The organism is Bosea beijingensis, assembly GCF_030758975.1.
GTDB lineage: Bacteria > Pseudomonadota > Alphaproteobacteria > Rhizobiales > Beijerinckiaceae > Allobosea > Allobosea beijingensis.
Genome location: NZ_CP132359.1, coordinates 4,442,944 through 4,457,962, shown reverse-complemented (window position 1 = coordinate 4,457,962; position 15,019 = coordinate 4,442,944). Strand labels below are relative to the sequence as shown.

At 58.7% G+C, this 15,019-nt stretch carries 19 protein-coding genes and 1 pseudogene; 9 read left to right on the top strand and 11 right to left on the bottom strand.

Annotated elements, in window-relative coordinates; genetic code table 11:
* Positions 1 to 140 precede the first annotated feature (140 nt).
* The 3 genes from repB to Q9235_RS21210 all read right to left on the bottom strand — a co-directional run bounded on the left by repB (position 141) and on the right by Q9235_RS21210 (position 3,299).
* Positions 141 to 950, bottom strand: a complete 810-nt coding sequence (repB, locus tag Q9235_RS21220) for a plasmid partitioning protein RepB (RefSeq protein ID WP_422678225.1) — start codon at positions 948 to 950, stop codon at positions 141 to 143.
* Between the two features lie 164 nt (positions 951 to 1,114).
* The gene (gene repA / locus Q9235_RS21215; protein ID WP_306223773.1) at positions 1,115 to 2,323 is read right to left on the bottom strand and encodes a plasmid partitioning protein RepA; all 1,209 of its coding nucleotides are present in this window, start codon (positions 2,321 to 2,323) and stop codon (positions 1,115 to 1,117) included.
* A 178-nt stretch (positions 2,324 to 2,501) separates the two neighbouring features.
* Positions 2,502 to 3,299 (bottom strand): metallophosphoesterase, encoded by a 798-nt coding sequence (locus Q9235_RS21210; protein ID WP_306223772.1) that lies wholly within the window; start codon positions 3,297 to 3,299, stop codon positions 2,502 to 2,504.
* An 18-nt stretch (positions 3,300 to 3,317) separates the two neighbouring features.
* On the opposite strand from Q9235_RS21210, the gene Q9235_RS21205 reads away from it, so the two are divergent.
* On the top strand, positions 3,318 to 3,932 hold the full coding sequence (locus tag Q9235_RS21205; protein ID WP_306223771.1) for an HAD family hydrolase: 615 nt from the start codon (positions 3,318 to 3,320) through the stop codon (positions 3,930 to 3,932).
* Here the strand turns inward: Q9235_RS21205 and Q9235_RS21200 are convergent.
* The gene (locus Q9235_RS21200) at positions 3,886 to 4,083 is read right to left on the bottom strand and encodes a WGR domain-containing protein (RefSeq protein ID WP_306228386.1); all 198 of its coding nucleotides are present in this window, start codon (positions 4,081 to 4,083) and stop codon (positions 3,886 to 3,888) included. The two genes, Q9235_RS21205 and Q9235_RS21200, sit on opposite strands and share 47 nt — an antisense overlap.
* 254 nt (positions 4,084 to 4,337) lie before the next feature.
* On the opposite strand from Q9235_RS21200, the gene Q9235_RS21195 reads away from it, so the two are divergent.
* Entirely contained in the window at positions 4,338 to 4,748 is a 411-nt protein-coding gene (locus tag Q9235_RS21195) for a Ros/MucR family transcriptional regulator (RefSeq protein WP_306223770.1), read from the top strand.
* 94 nt (positions 4,749 to 4,842) lie between these two features.
* Entirely contained in the window at positions 4,843 to 5,187 is a 345-nt protein-coding gene (locus tag Q9235_RS21190) for a DUF2958 domain-containing protein (RefSeq protein ID WP_306223769.1), read from the top strand.
* Here Q9235_RS21190 and Q9235_RS26900 read toward each other — a convergent pair.
* Both Q9235_RS26900 and Q9235_RS26895 read right to left on the bottom strand, forming a co-directional pair.
* Positions 5,184 to 5,648, bottom strand: coding sequence for an ATP dependent DNA ligase (locus Q9235_RS26900; protein WP_422678224.1), 465 nt, complete (start codon positions 5,646 to 5,648; stop codon positions 5,184 to 5,186). The two genes, Q9235_RS21190 and Q9235_RS26900, sit on opposite strands and share 4 nt — an antisense overlap.
* Before the next feature lie 14 nt (positions 5,649 to 5,662).
* Positions 5,663 to 6,130 carry an ATP-dependent DNA ligase gene (locus tag Q9235_RS26895; RefSeq protein ID WP_422678223.1) on the bottom strand — a complete coding sequence of 156 codons (468 nt, stop codon included), beginning with the start codon at positions 6,128 to 6,130 and terminating at the stop codon, positions 5,663 to 5,665.
* A gap of 543 nt (positions 6,131 to 6,673) precedes the next feature.
* Here Q9235_RS26895 and Q9235_RS21180 point away from each other — a divergent pair.
* Positions 6,674 to 6,895 (top strand): hypothetical protein, encoded by a 222-nt coding sequence (locus Q9235_RS21180; protein WP_306223768.1) that lies wholly within the window; start codon positions 6,674 to 6,676, stop codon positions 6,893 to 6,895.
* Between the two features lie 163 nt (positions 6,896 to 7,058).
* Here Q9235_RS21180 and Q9235_RS21175 read toward each other — a convergent pair whose 3' ends face one another.
* Both Q9235_RS21175 and Q9235_RS21170 read right to left on the bottom strand, forming a co-directional pair.
* Positions 7,059 to 7,361, bottom strand: a complete 303-nt coding sequence (locus Q9235_RS21175) for a hypothetical protein (protein WP_306223767.1) — start codon at positions 7,359 to 7,361, stop codon at positions 7,059 to 7,061.
* 57 nt (positions 7,362 to 7,418) lie between these two features.
* Positions 7,419 to 8,051 (bottom strand): annotated as a pseudogene (locus Q9235_RS21170) (DinB/UmuC family translesion DNA polymerase); the annotation flags it as partial.
* An 816-nt stretch (positions 8,052 to 8,867) separates the two neighbouring features.
* Here Q9235_RS21170 and Q9235_RS21165 point away from each other — a divergent pair.
* The 5 genes from Q9235_RS21165 to Q9235_RS21145 all read left to right on the top strand — a co-directional run bounded on the left by Q9235_RS21165 (position 8,868) and on the right by Q9235_RS21145 (position 13,654).
* Complete coding sequence (locus Q9235_RS21165; RefSeq protein ID WP_156134741.1) at positions 8,868 to 9,050, top strand: hypothetical protein; 183 nt, start codon at positions 8,868 to 8,870, stop codon at positions 9,048 to 9,050.
* 63 nt (positions 9,051 to 9,113) lie between these two features.
* The gene (locus Q9235_RS21160) at positions 9,114 to 10,367 is read left to right on the top strand and encodes a dsDNA nuclease domain-containing protein (protein WP_306223766.1); all 1,254 of its coding nucleotides are present in this window, start codon (positions 9,114 to 9,116) and stop codon (positions 10,365 to 10,367) included.
* A gap of 1 nt (position 10,368) precedes the next feature.
* Positions 10,369 to 10,920 (top strand): hypothetical protein, encoded by a 552-nt coding sequence (locus Q9235_RS21155; protein WP_156134742.1) that lies wholly within the window; start codon positions 10,369 to 10,371, stop codon positions 10,918 to 10,920.
* Positions 10,917 to 12,857 (top strand): hypothetical protein, encoded by a 1,941-nt coding sequence (locus Q9235_RS21150; RefSeq protein WP_156134743.1) that lies wholly within the window; start codon positions 10,917 to 10,919, stop codon positions 12,855 to 12,857. Before Q9235_RS21155 ends, Q9235_RS21150 begins: the two co-directional genes overlap by 4 nt.
* Before the next feature lie 41 nt (positions 12,858 to 12,898).
* The gene (locus tag Q9235_RS21145; RefSeq protein WP_054207539.1) at positions 12,899 to 13,654 is read left to right on the top strand and encodes an abortive infection family protein; all 756 of its coding nucleotides are present in this window, start codon (positions 12,899 to 12,901) and stop codon (positions 13,652 to 13,654) included.
* On the opposite strand, the gene Q9235_RS21140 is transcribed toward Q9235_RS21145, so the two are convergent.
* The 3 genes from Q9235_RS21140 to Q9235_RS21130 form a co-directional block, all read right to left on the bottom strand.
* Entirely contained in the window at positions 13,651 to 13,836 is a 186-nt protein-coding gene (locus tag Q9235_RS21140) for a DarT1-associated NADAR antitoxin family protein (protein ID WP_047579392.1), read from the bottom strand. The two genes, Q9235_RS21145 and Q9235_RS21140, sit on opposite strands and share 4 nt — an antisense overlap.
* A 110-nt stretch (positions 13,837 to 13,946) precedes the next feature.
* Positions 13,947 to 14,513, bottom strand: coding sequence for a DUF1016 domain-containing protein (locus tag Q9235_RS21135; RefSeq protein ID WP_197064358.1), 567 nt, complete (start codon positions 14,511 to 14,513; stop codon positions 13,947 to 13,949).
* The gene (locus Q9235_RS21130; protein WP_197064359.1) at positions 14,423 to 15,019 is read right to left on the bottom strand and encodes a DUF1016 N-terminal domain-containing protein; all 597 of its coding nucleotides are present in this window, start codon (positions 15,017 to 15,019) and stop codon (positions 14,423 to 14,425) included. Before Q9235_RS21130 ends, Q9235_RS21135 begins: the two co-directional genes overlap by 91 nt.

The following is a 15,019-nucleotide window of genomic DNA, read 5'->3' as shown; positions in this document are numbered from 1 at the left end:
TCAATCTCTCGCGAGACTCTTGACGGTGATTCGTGGAAGTGCGATTCTCGGTTTGCTTATGACTGAGAAGGGCTTCCGGAACTCCGTTTCGGGGGCCTTTTTCTTTTGCGGTTTATCTCCTGGGATTGCGGGAACGCAGCTTACGCATCTCCGCGGCGCTTAAACGACGCGTAGATTTCTGGCAGGGCTTCGACCAGGTACGCTCCAAAGTCGGCCGTGATCCTCTTATCGATGACCAGCGTTGTGGCCTTGGCGTCATCCTTGATTTTTGCAATCCGAGTGCCTTCCGATGTCGCCCAAGAGCTCGGCGCCTTGCGCCGCTCCTGCTTCGCCGAGACAGCCTTAAGGACTGCATTAAAACGTTCATCGGAGGTCAACTGAGAGAATTTGGGGTTCGCGACGGCCTGGTCGACGGACGTGAGGCTGCGCGCTTTCTCAATTTGCGCGGCCAGTTCGATCCATCGATCGCGACCCGTCTTGGGTGCCGCTCCGATCGCCTCAATAATTCGCGCGGGGATTTTTACGGCGGATGAGATCAACCGAGACAATCCGGTCTTATCCACCGACAGAGCGGACATAATCACCGATCGGTCGTACCCGCCCTCCTCCAAGCGCGACGCAAAGAGTGCGCGCTCGATAAACGACAAGTCCTTCCGCGCGCTATTCTCCTGCCCCTGCGCAACCACGAGCTCGTCATCAGAGAGAGGCTTGACGACAGAGCGCACCTTGCGGCCGAGGACACCCGCTGCTCGTACGCGCCGGCGGCCGTAAGCAATCTGATAGCGGCCCTCATTTGTCGGATGCGGTCGAACCAGAATAGGAACCTGCTGGCCTCGTTCCCTCATCGACTCGACGAGATCCTGAATATCGTCGTCCGAATTCGCCAGTCGATCCGCGATTGGCGAAGCGTCAATGAGCGCAGGATCGATCTCGATGACAGCCTGAGACAAGACCTGCTCGAAGCCTCGTGCTACGGCGCCGACTGCTCCCGGCCTCGAGGCCATTCCGCTGAGAGCAGCGAACCTGCTAGCGGGCATGGGAGCAGCCTCTTGCGAAAAGTTGCCGGCCGGCAACTCGCCCTGATTCAAGTTCGTAAAGTCGTGCTTTCGAGCCATTACTGCCGACCCCAAGCCTTCAAAATCAGATGCTCAATTTCCCCGTTCACGCTGTCGAGGGCTTCGAGAGCGCGGTCGTAGGTTGATCGAGTGAATTGCTCGCGACTTACCTCGTACAGCGTTTGCTTCGTAATGCCGGCGTCGGAAATTGCCGTGCTCTTCAGCATTGGAAAGTTGAGGACATGGTCGCCGAACATCGAGCGCATGAACGAGACCATCTGGTTCTGCGGACCGTCACCAGGCTCGTAACGCGTGATCAGGTACCGCATCCAATCGTAGCTCATATTGCCGCCGGCATTCGCCACGACACTGAGCAAGTCGGAGGTCATAATCAGAAACTGGCACATCGACATGACGTCGAGCATCTGCGGGTGCACAGTCACAAGCACCGCGGTGGCCGCGCACAGCGCCGAGATTGTCAGGAAGCCGAGTTGGGGCGGGCAATCGAAAACGACTAAGTCGTAGTTCTCAGCAACAGTGGCGAGGGCGGAATCCATCCGCGTGAAGAACATGCCATTGCCGCGGCCATCCTCGAGGAGCGCTTTCGGCGTCTCGTGTTCAAATTCCATCAGCTCGAGGTTGCCGGGGACGAGGTCCAGATTGGTGAAATAGGTTTTCTGGACGATGTCCTTCAGCTCCCGCCGCTGCCCGTCGTATCGGATCGCACCGTAGATTGTCTGATTGTCGCCGACATCGAACTCCGGCTGAAAGCCGTGCAAGGCGGAAAGGCTCGCTTGGGGATCCAGGTCAACCGCCAGAACCCGATATCCGCGGAGTGCATGGTACTGGGCGAGATGGGCAGCCGTGGTGGTCTTCCCGCTTCCACCCTTGAAGTTCACCACAGCGATAACCTGCAGGTGTTCTCGGCCGGAACGAGTTGGCACATACCTTCGGTCTGCCTTCCCGTTCGCATCGAGAAGCACGCGAAGCGCTTGGATGTCGTCGATGGTGTAGGATCGCCTGCCCTGTTTATTGACGTCGATCTCCGGCCCTTTGCCGTCGAGCGAGAGCCGCCGCAAATATCCGTCGTTGATCCCAATCAGCTTGGCCGCCTCAGTGGAGGAGAATCGGCGTAGTGTCTTCTGGGCTCGTGGAGGAAATAGCTGGACGCGGTGAGCTTGGAGCTTCGACGAAAGCTCGCGAGCATGCGCTCCCACCAGCTTGTGGATCGCACTCGCCGCCTCTTGGGCACTGGGGATCGTGTTCACATCAAACTCGCGTATACACGGAAGATGGCGAATATCGCCTTACTTGCCGTGCATAGTGTCTCCGCCGCAGTGATTCTGGCAAGCGATATTGGGTAAACGAAACCTTAACGCGAAGGCCTGCCCAGATCAGCGAACTACAAAGTTGCCGGCCGGCAACTTAGCAGGGGCGCGCCACGAATTACCCGCTGTTGCGTTCCGTCAGGTCCACGATGAGATTCGAGCGAAAGCCATTAGCCCGCCCTGGGCTGTATCCCGCTGGGTTGCACACCACTCGTGTCTCGAAAGCGCTGTAATCGACCGCCTCGTGAGTGTGCCCGTGAATCCAGATATCGGGAGATGTCTCACGAAGGAGCCATTCGAGGTTAGAGGCGAAGGTTGGATTAAGCGCTGATCCCAAAAAGCGCGCCGCGATCGAGGCGGAGGAAGGCAAATGGTGAGTGATCACGACAGTCGGGCCAGCGTGCGGCTTTGACAGTTCGTCGACGAGGAACGCGAGATCGCGGCGATGCTCTGCAGCAGCGAGCCAGGGCATAAAGCGGCTGATGTGTCCGCCGGCTTCACGATACCGGATGAGTCTGTGATCATCCAATTCCTCGCCCGCCAGCACCATTGATGCCTTTGGCGCCCCGAGCAGTCGATAATCGGTCCAGAGCGTGCAGCCCACGAAGCGGATCGCGTCGATCGTCACCTGGGCTCTATGGAGGAGGCGAACCCGCCCCGCGGTTCGGGCTGCCGCCTGGATGCCTGCGGCGAGGTTGTCCTGCAGTACCGAGCCGAAAAACTCATGGTTGCCCGGAACGAAAATGACGGCCTTTCCCTGCAACTGCGGGGCCGCCGCCAACCATTCCACGGCGGCCGTGCAACTGCCATGCACGTCGCCGGCGATCACTGCGACATCGAATTCCCCTTCAGGATTCGGAAGAGCGACGGGGGCGCTTTGCTCGGCGTGGAGATCGGATAGAATCCATAGGCGCATTCTACGGAGATACCGCGATTGGCGATTCCTGAAAATCTGCAAGCGGGCAGGGGAGGCATCAAAGCCATTTGCTTCGACGCCTTCGGCACGGTGGTTGAAATAGGCGACAAACGCCGGCCCTTCCGGACTCTTCTCCGCGAACGTCCTGAGGGCGACCTCGCCAATGTGGTCCTAACGCAGGCTCTCGATATCCGATCAGTCGCCAAGCTGCTGACGGCTGAACTCGACGAGAATCGCCTTGTCGAACTTGAGCGGGATCTTCAGGCGGAAATTGCCTCGATCCAGATGCGCAACGGCATCGGCGAAATCTGGGAGAAACTACGTGCGGAAGGAATCCGAATCGGACTTTGTTCAAATCTTGCAATGCCTTACGGAAATCCACTCGTTGCCGCGTTGCCTGGCAAACCGGATGCCTTGGTGCTTTCCTATGAGGTGGGCCTAGCCAAACCGGACCCGGCGATCTTTCACTTGGTGTGCGATCGGTTGGGGCTTTCTCCAGCGGAAATCCTGTTCGTGGGCGACACGCCGTCGGCCGATATTGAAGGCCCCAGGAAGATAGGGATGCCGGCAATGCACATTTCAGAGTTTATAGCGCGCGACCTGGCCGATAGCCTCGAGCTTGCTTCAACCTGACAAATTCGTTTTTGGCTGTCTGGGCCTCTGCCTCCGTATCGAAGAGATCGACTCGCCGCCGCCCAATCGATCCGATCCTTCCCCATTCCCGAACTAGGGAAGCGCCACCGAAGAGGGTAGGGGAGGTCGATAGCGAATAGAACCGCTGCATGTTGTGCTCGCGGTCAATTCGATAGAGCGTCGACGGGCTTGAATATTCGAAGCTTGCCATGTCCGGATGTGATCCGGGATCAGGTGGCGTGACTAATTGAATTATTGAATCAAGATTGCTGAGATGATTCAAATTGTTGATGCGCGCCGCGCGGAGAAATCGCGCGCCCATCGGGCAGTTCCACTAGCTACTTAGATTTGACATCTTTGCCCGGACTGTGCAGGAGCGCGTATCAATCCGGCTAGGGGAAACCAATGTCCGAGAACAACACTGACTTCATCGAGCTCACGGCATCCATCGTCAGCGCCTTCGTTGCCAACAATAGCGTACCGGCTTCGGAATTGCCGACGCTGATTGCGTCGACTCACGCGGCCATGCTTGGCCTCGACGGAAACACAGCCCCGGCCGTCGAGCCTGAGAAGCTCGTTCCTGCAGTCTCGGTCAAAAAGTCGATCACACCTGACTTCCTGATCTGCCTCGAGGACGGGAAGAAATTCAAATCGCTGAAGCGCCATCTTCGGACTGCCTACGGTATGTCGCCCGAGGAGTACCGCGCGAAATGGAGCCTCCCGAACGACTATCCGATGGTCGCGCCCGCCTACGCCGAGGCGCGCTCCTCCCTCGCCAAAAAGATGGGCCTGGGACAGCAGCGCCGGAAGCGCTGAGCCGCCGACAGGCCCCACAGCTCGCTTTGGGTCCCCTCGCTCTTGCAGCGAGAAGGCTTAGGCCGTTTCTTTCTGCCTCTGGAATTTTTGCCTGATGATCATCATCCCGGAAGACGCAAAAGCAAAGCTGCTCGCCAATGGCGAGCTAGCCAAGGCCCGGACCGATATCGACCCGATGCCGGTCCTGAAGCTTTTCGCGCCTTGGGATCAGCGAGTTTGGCTCATTTCTGAAATGAGCCCGGACGACAATGACGTCCTTTTCGGGCTGGTCGATCTCGGAGTGGGTGATCCTGAAGTTGGCATGATCATCTTGAGCGAGCTCGGCGCCATCGAAGGACTCGGCGGGCTCCGGGTGGAAATCGATCGCTATTTCAGACCCAATCGCACTCTAAATGCATATGCCAGCGATGCTGCAGAGGCGGGCAGGTACGTTCCTTAGGAATCTCCGACCACGGCCCTGGGTCGAAGCTCAAACACGGAAGCCTCATCCGCGCTGTCGCGCAATCCCTTGTAGGAAGCGTGGCGCAGCTTGCTGTCGTCGGTCCAGCCACGGAACGCAATTTCTGCGATTAGCTCCGGCGTGATCCATCGATAGCCGCGCCTTTGCTCTTTCATCACCGCCGCGGGCGCAGGGATGATCAGTTTATCCATCTGCTTGCGCAGGGCCTGGCCGGTAGATTGTGTGAAGCCGGTCCCGACTCCGCCGACATAGACCAAGTGGTCAGCTTCCCGCGCAGCGAGCAACACCCTTCCAATTCCGCCTAGAGCAATGCTCGATGGCTCGTAGCCGATGATGGCGAAGCTCTCGGACCGCACGCATTTGATCTTCTGCCACTCGCCACCGCGACCCGATCGATACGGAGCGGAACGCCGCTTGGCGATAATTCCTTCAAGGCCCATTTCGCATGCGAGTTTCAGAAAGGGAGCCCCTCAGCGTCGACCTCCTCGCTTAGCCGGATCGAACTGTGCTGCGGCCCGGACAATATGTCTTCCAGCATTCCGCGCCGCTCGTCCAACGACATCCCGCGGAGGTCGTGTCCGTTGAGATAGAGCAGGTCAAAGGCATAGAGCAGCGCTTCGGAGGCGAAGCGCTTGCCGCCCCGGCCGCCCAGCGCCTTCTGCAGCGCGCCGAAATCGGATGCTCCGCGCTCGTCGAGCACGACTGCCTCGCCGTCGAGGATCGCGCTATCCAAGCCCAACTCCGAGGCGTCATGCGCGATCGACGGAAACCGGCTTGTCCAGTCGTGTCCGCCGCGGGTGATAATTCGGACCGTGCGACCAGGGCCGATATGAACAGCCAGGCGGTAGCCGTCCCATTCCCTCGAACGCCCAGTCTTGGCCGCTGGGAGCCTTCGAAGCCAACAGAGCCAAGCACGGCTCAACGCGCTCAGGCATGGGGTCGGAAAATAGATCGCGTTTCGGCTTTTCCCGCCGGGTGAGCGGCCCCTTGACCGTATCCCCGCCCAGCCCGGCTCTCAGAACCCGACGCGCACACATGAACGCAACTCCGCAACGCACGACTCGAGAACTGGTCTACTGGGACCTAGTTCCGCTGCGGAGCCGCTGGCCGCGGGCGTTAGGCTGCGGCCGACTGCCTGTACTGCAGGAGCACGTTCTGCCTCAGGTCGTCTTCATCCAGCGCGAGCGGTGCGCACCCGGCTATCAGATATGCAATTCGCGTTCGCTCCCTTTCCTGCTCAGCGTCGGGAATTGTCCTCTTTACCTCGCTCCATATGGCTTCCAATGCCGCGTAAGCCCGGGCCAGATCCGCCGGATCACTCAGCGACGAGAATGGCATTTCGTATCCCTCCAATCACATTCCCAGATCCGATTTAGGACGCCACGCATCGTTCTCAAGAACCCGGAACGAACCTCAGGGCGCCAGTGTTGATGGAGCAGCTTAATATCGAATTGGACACAAGAAGATGACCCCCAGCGACGACGCGACGGTGATGCAGCCGATCATCCATAACGAAGCGGACCTCGCCGCGGCCTATGCCCGGGCTGAAGAGCTTATGGGCTGCACGCCGGATAGCGAAGAGGAGCGCGAACTCGCCGCGATCGCGGACGCAGTGGCAAAACACGAGGAAGCCATCGCGAGAATGAGGAAGATGGCCACCGGTGCAACGGGTTATTCGGCGACGTGACGCCTTGTGTGAACAAGGGATTTGATTATGCTTCCTGCGTGGCCGGCGGGCGCGGGAACGCCCACCGGCCGTTTGGCTACATATGAAGAATGGAGATCCGGACGGTGGCTTCCCAGCCCGTCCAGGTCTTTTCGCTGTCCGTCAAACACGGAAACTCGAACATCTAAGCTCGAAAACGGCGGCCTATCCTGTATCCTAAGAATGCCAATAGCGCGATCGTTCCGACGGCCCAATAGAGGGGTTGTCCTGGGAGCGCGATGCCATAGAAATCGATGTAGCTTCCCAGCGCCTTCCCCTCGCGGATTACCGCAGGGACCTGTTCTGGAGGAATGAAGCCGCTCACGATCGGCGAGCCGTCAATTGTCTGCACGATGTTTAGACCCGGCAGCCCGATCAGCATAAAGCCGAGAAGTGCTCCAAATCCGGCGAGAAGTGCCGGCAGGACCCAGTTTCTGATAATACGCATGCGTTCCCCAGGTTCATGCGGGTCCTTCCAGCCAAATCTTAAAGACAAAGGGCCTCGCTAGAACTCTAGCTGGAGCTGGTTGCTGCTGTCATGCTGCTCATCATCGAAGGTCGAGATCGTGACGCCCAGAAGCCGCACGCTGCGTCGGAACGGAAAAGCTTGGCCCAGCAGCCACTCGGAAGCCGCCTTCAGGTCGTCTAGGCTCGCGATCGGGCTCTCGGCCGTGCGGCTGCGCGTGATCTGCTCGAAATCCGAGAATTTGATTTTGACGGTGACGGTGCGGCCGCGAACGGATTTTCCCTCGCAATGCCGCCAGACCTTTTCGGCTAATTCGCCGAGCTTCTCGCGCGCCGGTTCGAGGTCGACGACGTCGACTGCGAAGGTGTCCTCGGCGCCGATCGATTTCCTCGGACGGTCGGGCTGTACAGCGCGCTCGTCGATGCCGCGGGCAATTCGATAATACCAGGCGCCTGACTTCCCGAAATGCTCCTGCAGGAAGGGGAGGGGCTTTGCTTTCAGATCGGCGCCGGTGAGAATTCCGAGCCCCTCCATTTTCGCTGCGGTCGCCGGCCCTACGCCGTGGAACTTCTTCACGGGAAGCGCTTCGACAAAACCGGGGCCCGCCCGTGGCGTGATCACGGCCTGGCCATTCGGCTTATTGAGGTCGCTCGCCATCTTCGCCAGGAATTTTACAGCCGAATTGGATATGTAAATATACCACGTAAATATCTGGAAAGAAGTTTCTTTTCGAAAAGATCTGTGGATTAACGTAAACAGTTTGGCATTTTGGACGCGTCTCGGCCCCCGGCTTTGGAGCTCGACGGCGAGGGCTGTGCACAGGCTGGCCCGGCGCGCCCCCAAATAGCGCTGTAGCCGGGCCAGCCTGTGTGCAGGCCGGATTATTGTTGCGAGCGAGTGTCGTTCGACGACTAACGCGCACAAGGCGCACAGCTCTATCGGAGCTGGGAGGCAGAATTTCATATGGGGTTTCGTCTTGTGCTCCCAAAGCGGAGGCTGCGGCCGCTGCCAGCTCGGAGCTCGAGCCGTGGATTGTCCCCTTCGATAGCCGTCGGTGGATCGAGAAAGTTTGACTGCACTCTCCCCGGAGAACGGCGCGAAGTACGGCGTCGGGCCGGAACTCAATGGCCTGTTCGGGCGGAATTCCGGATCAGTCGAGGGCTTTAGTTATTTGAGAGCCAATAAGAACTCAGGAATCACCTGGGACGAGGTGACGCTCGCCGTCAACATCAAGGATCCAAGGGGAGGACCTCAGGGATCAAAATGGTCTTTGCAGGCATCAAGGACGAACAGGAGGTCTAGGATCTGGCGGCCTTCCTCAAGCGTTCGGCAAGGATGGTAAGAAGGCTCGGCGAGCAAGTACCCCATTCGTGTTTGCCATTTCCGGACCTTGTGGATTGCGGTTCCTGGCAGATCAGCTTGGCGGCAAGTGGCAAAGTTAAATTTGAATCCTATCGCAGTTCGACATCGCACCTTGTAGATTCAAGCTTGATCCGTCGTTATCTCCCAAGCTTGATTCCTCGTTATCCAACGATACCGGCGATTGCAGCCGACAGCACGGCGGCGATCATGTGCCGGCTGATCCGCTTCAGCGAAGGCGGATTTGCGCGGCGCAACCGCATATTCCGCGCCTATCAGGGTGAGGAAGGTTATCAGAAAGGCCTGTTGTAACCCTAGAGAAAGTGGATAGTTTTTCTCTCGCGAGGATTGCGAAGGTTCGGCGCTGGGGGGCGAGTGAGCGAGATCGAGACGCGTGTCGATGAAATGTCCGTGCCGGATGCAGGTGATGACACTCAACGACGTTTCCGCTACCAGATCAACTTTACGGCGCTTAAATGCCTTCAGATCTTGAGAGACGGCTCTGATGTCAGAGCGGTCTATTGCGAGCATGTTGAAGATGTCCTCATTGAGCACGTCGACGGCAGTTTAACGGGTATTCAGGTCAAGAGCCGCGAACTCAACCAGAAGCCATTTCGATCGAACGACCAAGCCGTACGGGGGTCTTTGATTCGGTTCTGCGTCCGCGATGCTCGCTATCCCGGTCGCTTCAGACAGTTTGTCCTGGTTACAAACTTCGTCTTCTTTGCTGGTGATGGCGTCGACGACTTGCGCAACGTGCTCAAGCGCTGCCGCGAAAACCCAAGGCACGAAGGATGCGGTACTCGTGACAGGATCGTCGCCTATCTCAAGCTTGTCGCCGGCGCGGCGGGGGTTCCCGTTGAGGGTGTTGTTCGAACCCTTGCGAGGGTGGTCCTAGAGGAACGGCGAACCGGCATCGATCAGCCGGATATCGAGATCGTTCATGCCTTGGGTGAGTTTCCTGCACTTAGAGAGCTGCCGTGGGCGGAGTTGGCTGTGATGGCCAAGGGACTTCGAGCCCACGTCTGGGAAGTTTCTTCGCTCGGGTTGTCAGGCTTCATTCTCGACGTTCACGACGTCGTCGAAAACTTGCCTCAACATTTGGACCGGCTCCGGACGGCCCGAAAGCGGGTCGATGGAGAGGTCCTTCGCAGCTTGATGCAGCCGCAGTCCGTCAGCGGCGAACTGCTAGCGATCGCAGGATTCACGACGCGTGAGTCGATACCGCCGGGTCTAGGCAAAATGGAGCTCAAAATGGCAGCCGGCTCCATCAGCTATGCCGATATCGACGAAATGAAGGACGATGTGTCCTCACTCGATACCGCCTTCCTCCGTTGGAAGGAAAAGTACGGCCTGACCGAGGCAAACAAGAGGCTGGCCCATTTTCAGCACTTCGCCAAACGGGCCGCGCGCGATGCCGAGAAGACCGCCGAGCGTACCGGCGCACCGTACGGCCCGGCAATGTTCGAGGCATTGAAAGTCCAGGCGGGTGCGATCAGCCAAGCGGAAGCGAGTACCCTATTCGGCTGCCGCGCCGAGCATCTGATTGGCGCGGCCGGTCTGCTCTCCGAAGAATGCCGGGTCTGGTGGGATCCATCGCGGACGCTCCCGCTTACGGAGACGGAGTAGCGTGGCCACCTTGCCCGAGATCGTGAACTATCTGGAGGGGGACGATGCGCTTCATCTCGGGCGTCTACTTGTCCTCATCGATACGTTTGGCGGCCGCAACGGCGAGAAACAGATTGAAGGGCTGACGAAGCTCGCCAAGCTCGATTTCCTGCTCCGATACCCCGATTATCTCGAGCGGGCGCTTTTGGCCCGCGACGTGCTCGACCCGTCGACCGGCGCCCACGATTTCGAGCGCCACTCGATCGAAGCGCGCATGGTGCGGTTCAAGTATGGCCCCTGGGACCATCGATACCGCCGATTCCTCAACACTCTTGCCGGCCGTGGGCTGGTTGCGGTCGGCGCCAGTGGTCGGACGATCATGATTGGGCTCACGGAGCGCGGGCGCCGGGCGGCCTCGTCGCTGCGTGAAGAGCCTGAGTACGCCGCAATCGCTCAACGTGCGATTCTTCTCAAACGCCATCTGGACCTGTCGGCCAGTACGCTGATGGAGTTCGTCTACAAGACTTTCCCCGAACTGGCGTCACTTCGCATGGGTGAGACCATCGAGCAATGAAAATTCTGCTTGAAACGCTCAAATTATACTGCCGTAAAAGCGAAGAAATTGTCCATTTTGGACGAAATATCACATTTATACATGGAACTTTGAGTCTCGGAAAGTCGACGATCGCCCGCTTGGTCGATTTTTGTTTTGGCGGATCCCTCGAGCTCACGACCGCAGTTCAACGAGAACTTCTGTCGGTCCAGCTTACCCTCACGATTGGCGAGAGGCAGGTGCTGATCGAGCGCGACAAGGGAGACGGGGTGGCGAAGGTCTCGTGGATTGAAGACGATGGTGAGCCCATCACTCTTCTGATCCGGACGAAGGGGGATGGCCCCGTCGTGTATGGTGACGACGTGGTCAACCTGAGCGACCTTCTCTTGCGGCTGCTCGGATACCCGATCATCCGAGTTCGAAAGCGAACCGGCGATGACGACTCTCCCATGGTACGTCTCAGCTTCCGAGACTTACTGAAATTCTGCTACCTTGAGCAAGAACAACTGGACTCCTCCTTTTTTCGCCTGGGCCAACCGGTTCTTGCGGAAAAGAGCAAGGACGCTCTTAATTTTTTCGCGGGCTATTACAGTGAGCGGCTGAGCACGTTGCAGGCCGAGTTCGATCAGGCACGCACCGATCAGAGGTCGAAAACCGAAGCGGCAGAGCGTATCCGTGTGTTCCTAGCACAGTTCGGCTTTGCGTCCGCCTCCCAGATCGACGCCGAGATCGTGAAAAATCAATTCCGGCTCGTCGATGTGCAAGCCGACCTGACCGCGAGCACGAACGATTTCTTCAGGCAGACCCATTTCGTGGACGAACAACGCGTCCGCCTGCGTCAAATGTCGAACCAGCTCGATGCCGAGCAGGAGACCTTGGAAGATCTCGATCGCCGGGTCCAGGAGCAGAGAGAACTCCGCGCTGAACTCATGTCCATGAAGTTCAAGGTGGCGCGTGCAGATCGAGCTCGGTCCGTTCTATCCGGAAGCGCATTCGAAAATTGCCCGCAATGCGGCCAGCCCCTCGCGGTTCATCGGGCCACGGAGGGAAGTTGCTATCTGTGCCTTCAGGTCGTGCTTCCGAGCAGCGATGAGATCAATCCCGCGAGCATCAGCAGCGATCTGGAAGCTAGGCTTACGGACATCGAACAGGCGATTCGTCGGCACGCCATCGCACGCAAGCGGCAGTTGGAGCGGATCGTAAAGCTCGTAGAAGACAAGGACCGGCTGGACCGCGACGTGTCGGAGTTATTGAGCGGCTACGAGACGGATCGCGCTGCCCGTTCGCGGCAAGCGGAACGTGAGGTTGCTGAAATTGAAGAACGCATAAGGTTTCTCAACCGGGTCAAGGCTATGCCCGGCGCCGTTACCGAAATGCTCGCCGAAGCCGACAAGCTGTCCGAGGTTATTTCGCGGCTGGAACGTGAGATCCGACAGGAGCAGATGCGGCTCAGCAAGGCCGATGAGAATTTCAGCGCGTTGGGCGCAAACTTCCTCGAAGCGTTGATCGCGACGCATGTTCCTGGGGTGGGACCCAAGGACACCGTCAACATCAACCGCAGGACGCTGATCCCGGAGATCTGGCCCGAAGGCGACGAAACGGCCGCCTATAGCTTTTTCACGGCCGGCAGCGGGGGAAAGAAGACTCTTTTCACGATCTGTTTCGCCTTGGCTCTCCACCGAACGGCGGCGATCAAGGGCATGCCGGTGCCCTCGCTGCTCATCATCGACACTCCGCTCAAGAACATCACTCCGGACATCAATCCCGAGCTGGTGGCGGCCTTCTACAAATACCTTTATCGGATCGCCGAGACGGACCTGCTGAATCATCAGATAGTGATTATCGATCAGGCGCTGGTCGAGCCGTCGCCAGAAAGCGCGTTGGATTTCGTCGATCGGCTGATGACGGAGGACGATCCCGAACATCCGCCGCTGATTTCGTATTATCACGGACCTTGAGCATTGCTTGAGCGCGCCTGGGCGAACTGAATGGCTAACCGATGACTTTTTACGATATGCCTGACAGTTGGCTGGAGCGTGCTCGGCTTCTTGAGAACGTCATGCGGGAGAGCTGCACCGGCGGCGAACGCGACGAGCCGATGTATTCGGCCTTGCGCAGCGAATTTATGCAGGACGACCAGCTCAAAGCCTTGTTGCCGGAGATGGTGCGGACGAACCGGACCCTCGCGTCCCTCTGGGGAGAGCTCGGCGAGATCGCGGGTTATAAGGGGCGGCGAAAGCACCTCAACGACGCCTTCACCCCGATCATCGATCACCTCGAAGGAGCGAACCGTGCGCCCCTCGATGTCGTCGCTGGTGATGCGTTGTCGACTTTCGACAGCGATGGCGTGCATACGGTCTGGACCAAAGCCTTGGCGCGGCGAACAACGGATCCCGAGGGCGCGATCACCATGGCCCGAACTCTGCTGGAGACGGTCTGCAAGCGCGTGCTCGACGAGCGGAATGAGACCTATGACGATCGGGCGGATCTGCCGGATCTGTACAAGGCGGTGGCCACCTCACTAAATCTAGCGCCTGACCAGCACACTGAGGCACCGATCAAGGCGATCCTTGGCAGCGCCATGAATTTGGTCAACGGCCTCGGCACTCTGCGGAACAGGCTGTCGGATTCGCACGGCCGCGGCGGCAAGATTCCAGTGAAACCCTCGCAGCGCCATGCCAGCCTTGCAGTCAACATGGCCGGAGCCCTGGCGGCCTTCATCGTGGAGACGCATCAAGAAAAAGCAGCCACCTAAATCGGCGGCAGCCTGGATGCGAAGTAATCGAAGTCGGCTGCGGCTTTCTCAAGCTCCGACCTTGCATTGAGGCTCTTGAATTCCGCGAACGCCCGGGCCGGGCAGTTGACCTGCTTCTCGGGGTTGAACTCATGAACGTCCTGCTCGGCGGCATCCTCTGGATCCAAAGCGACCGATCGCATTCCGCATAGCGGGCCACGGCAATCGCTCGATCTGGGGAAGCGAGGCAGGGCGAGATGTTGATCTTTCCCGGAAGAGGAGAGGCGGGAACTGGCCAGCGCCTCATAGGCACCTATCGAGGTCCGCCTGACATTCCCCCGCCGGAGCCATCACCATCATCCGGTTCATCGTGGATATTGAGGTGATCTTCCAACCCCGCCACGAGCACATCCGGGCTTGGGAGTGCTCTCGCAATTTCCGGCGGCAGCACCGTGTACTCCGATACGGCCATCGGCTTGTTCACGCCCCGCAGTGCATATTCCACGACGAGGCCGTTCTTCCCCCGGCAAAGGATCAGCCCGATGCTGGGGCTATCGCCTTCGGTCCGCAGCTTGTCGTCGACCCCCGCCAGGTAAAAGTTCATCTTCCCGGCGAACTCCGGTTCGAACTCGCCCATCTTCAGGTCGATGACAACGTGGCTGTGAAGCTTGGTGTGGTAGAAAAGGAGATCGAGGTAGTAGTCCTGGCCTCCAATATCGAGATGATACTGGCTTCCCATGAAGGAGAAGCCCTTCCCGAGTTCGAGCAGAAGATCCTTGATGCGATCGATCAGTGTCTTCTCGAGATGTCGTTCGTGCGCATCGCCTGCAATCTCGACGAAGTCGAGAACGTAGGGATCCTTGAACAGATTGATCGGCATCGGCCGGGAGACGTCATGGTCGATGTGAAGTTCGTGATCGCGCGACCTTGGCGATCATAGAGCTTCGTTTCAATTTGGTGCTTAAGGATATTGCGGCTCCAGCCGTGCTCGACCGCCGCTCGTGCGTACCAGAGCCGCTGCGCTTCGTCGGGGACGCTGTCGAGAAGCAGAACGTTCTGGCCCCAAGGCAATTGTGCAACAACCTGTTGCACAATTGCGGAATCTCCCCATTCCTGGGCGAATTTCCTCATATATTTCAGATTTCTAGGGGAGAACCCTTTGACGTCCGGGAACTCCGAATGAAGATCGGCGGCGAGTTGATCGATGACGCGGGCACCCCAGCCATGGGTGGCCTGGCGCTCGAGAATCTCTCGCCCAATCCGCCAGTAAAGCAGGATCAGTTCGCTGTTGACGGCGAGGGCAGCACGATGCCGGGCCTGCTGGATCTCGCCCTTCAGGTTGCGTAGCCATTCGAGGTATTCGGGCGGGGTCGTCTGGAGAGGCAT

Coding starts and splice junctions, on each gene's coding strand:
- Q9235_RS21175 (WP_306223767.1), bottom strand. CDS start 7,361: ATGCGTATTATCAGAAACTGGGTCCTGCCGGCACTTCTCGCCGGATTT.
- Q9235_RS21195 (WP_306223770.1), top strand. CDS start 4,338: ATGTCCGAGAACAACACTGACTTCATCGAGCTCACGGCATCCATCGTC.
- Q9235_RS21140 (WP_047579392.1), bottom strand. CDS start 13,836: ATGCGATCGGTCGCTTTGGATCCAGAGGATGCCGCCGAGCAGGACGTT.
- Q9235_RS21190 (WP_306223769.1), top strand. CDS start 4,843: ATGATCATCATCCCGGAAGACGCAAAAGCAAAGCTGCTCGCCAATGGC.
- Q9235_RS21145 (WP_054207539.1), top strand. CDS start 12,899: ATGACTTTTTACGATATGCCTGACAGTTGGCTGGAGCGTGCTCGGCTT.
- Q9235_RS21135 (WP_197064358.1), bottom strand. CDS start 14,513: ATGCCGATCAATCTGTTCAAGGATCCCTACGTTCTCGACTTCGTCGAG.
- Q9235_RS21180 (WP_306223768.1), top strand. CDS start 6,674: ATGACCCCCAGCGACGACGCGACGGTGATGCAGCCGATCATCCATAAC.
- Q9235_RS26900 (WP_422678224.1), bottom strand. CDS start 5,648: ATGGGCCTTGAAGGAATTATCGCCAAGCGGCGTTCCGCTCCGTATCGA.
- Q9235_RS21150 (WP_156134743.1), top strand. CDS start 10,917: ATGAAAATTCTGCTTGAAACGCTCAAATTATACTGCCGTAAAAGCGAA.
- Q9235_RS21130 (WP_197064359.1), bottom strand. CDS start 15,019: ATGCCTCTCCAGACGACCCCGCCCGAATACCTCGAATGGCTACGCAAC.
- Q9235_RS21210 (WP_306223772.1), bottom strand. CDS start 3,299: ATGCGCCTATGGATTCTATCCGATCTCCACGCCGAGCAAAGCGCCCCC.
- Q9235_RS21200 (WP_306228386.1), bottom strand. CDS start 4,083: ATGCAGCGGTTCTATTCGCTATCGACCTCCCCTACCCTCTTCGGTGGC.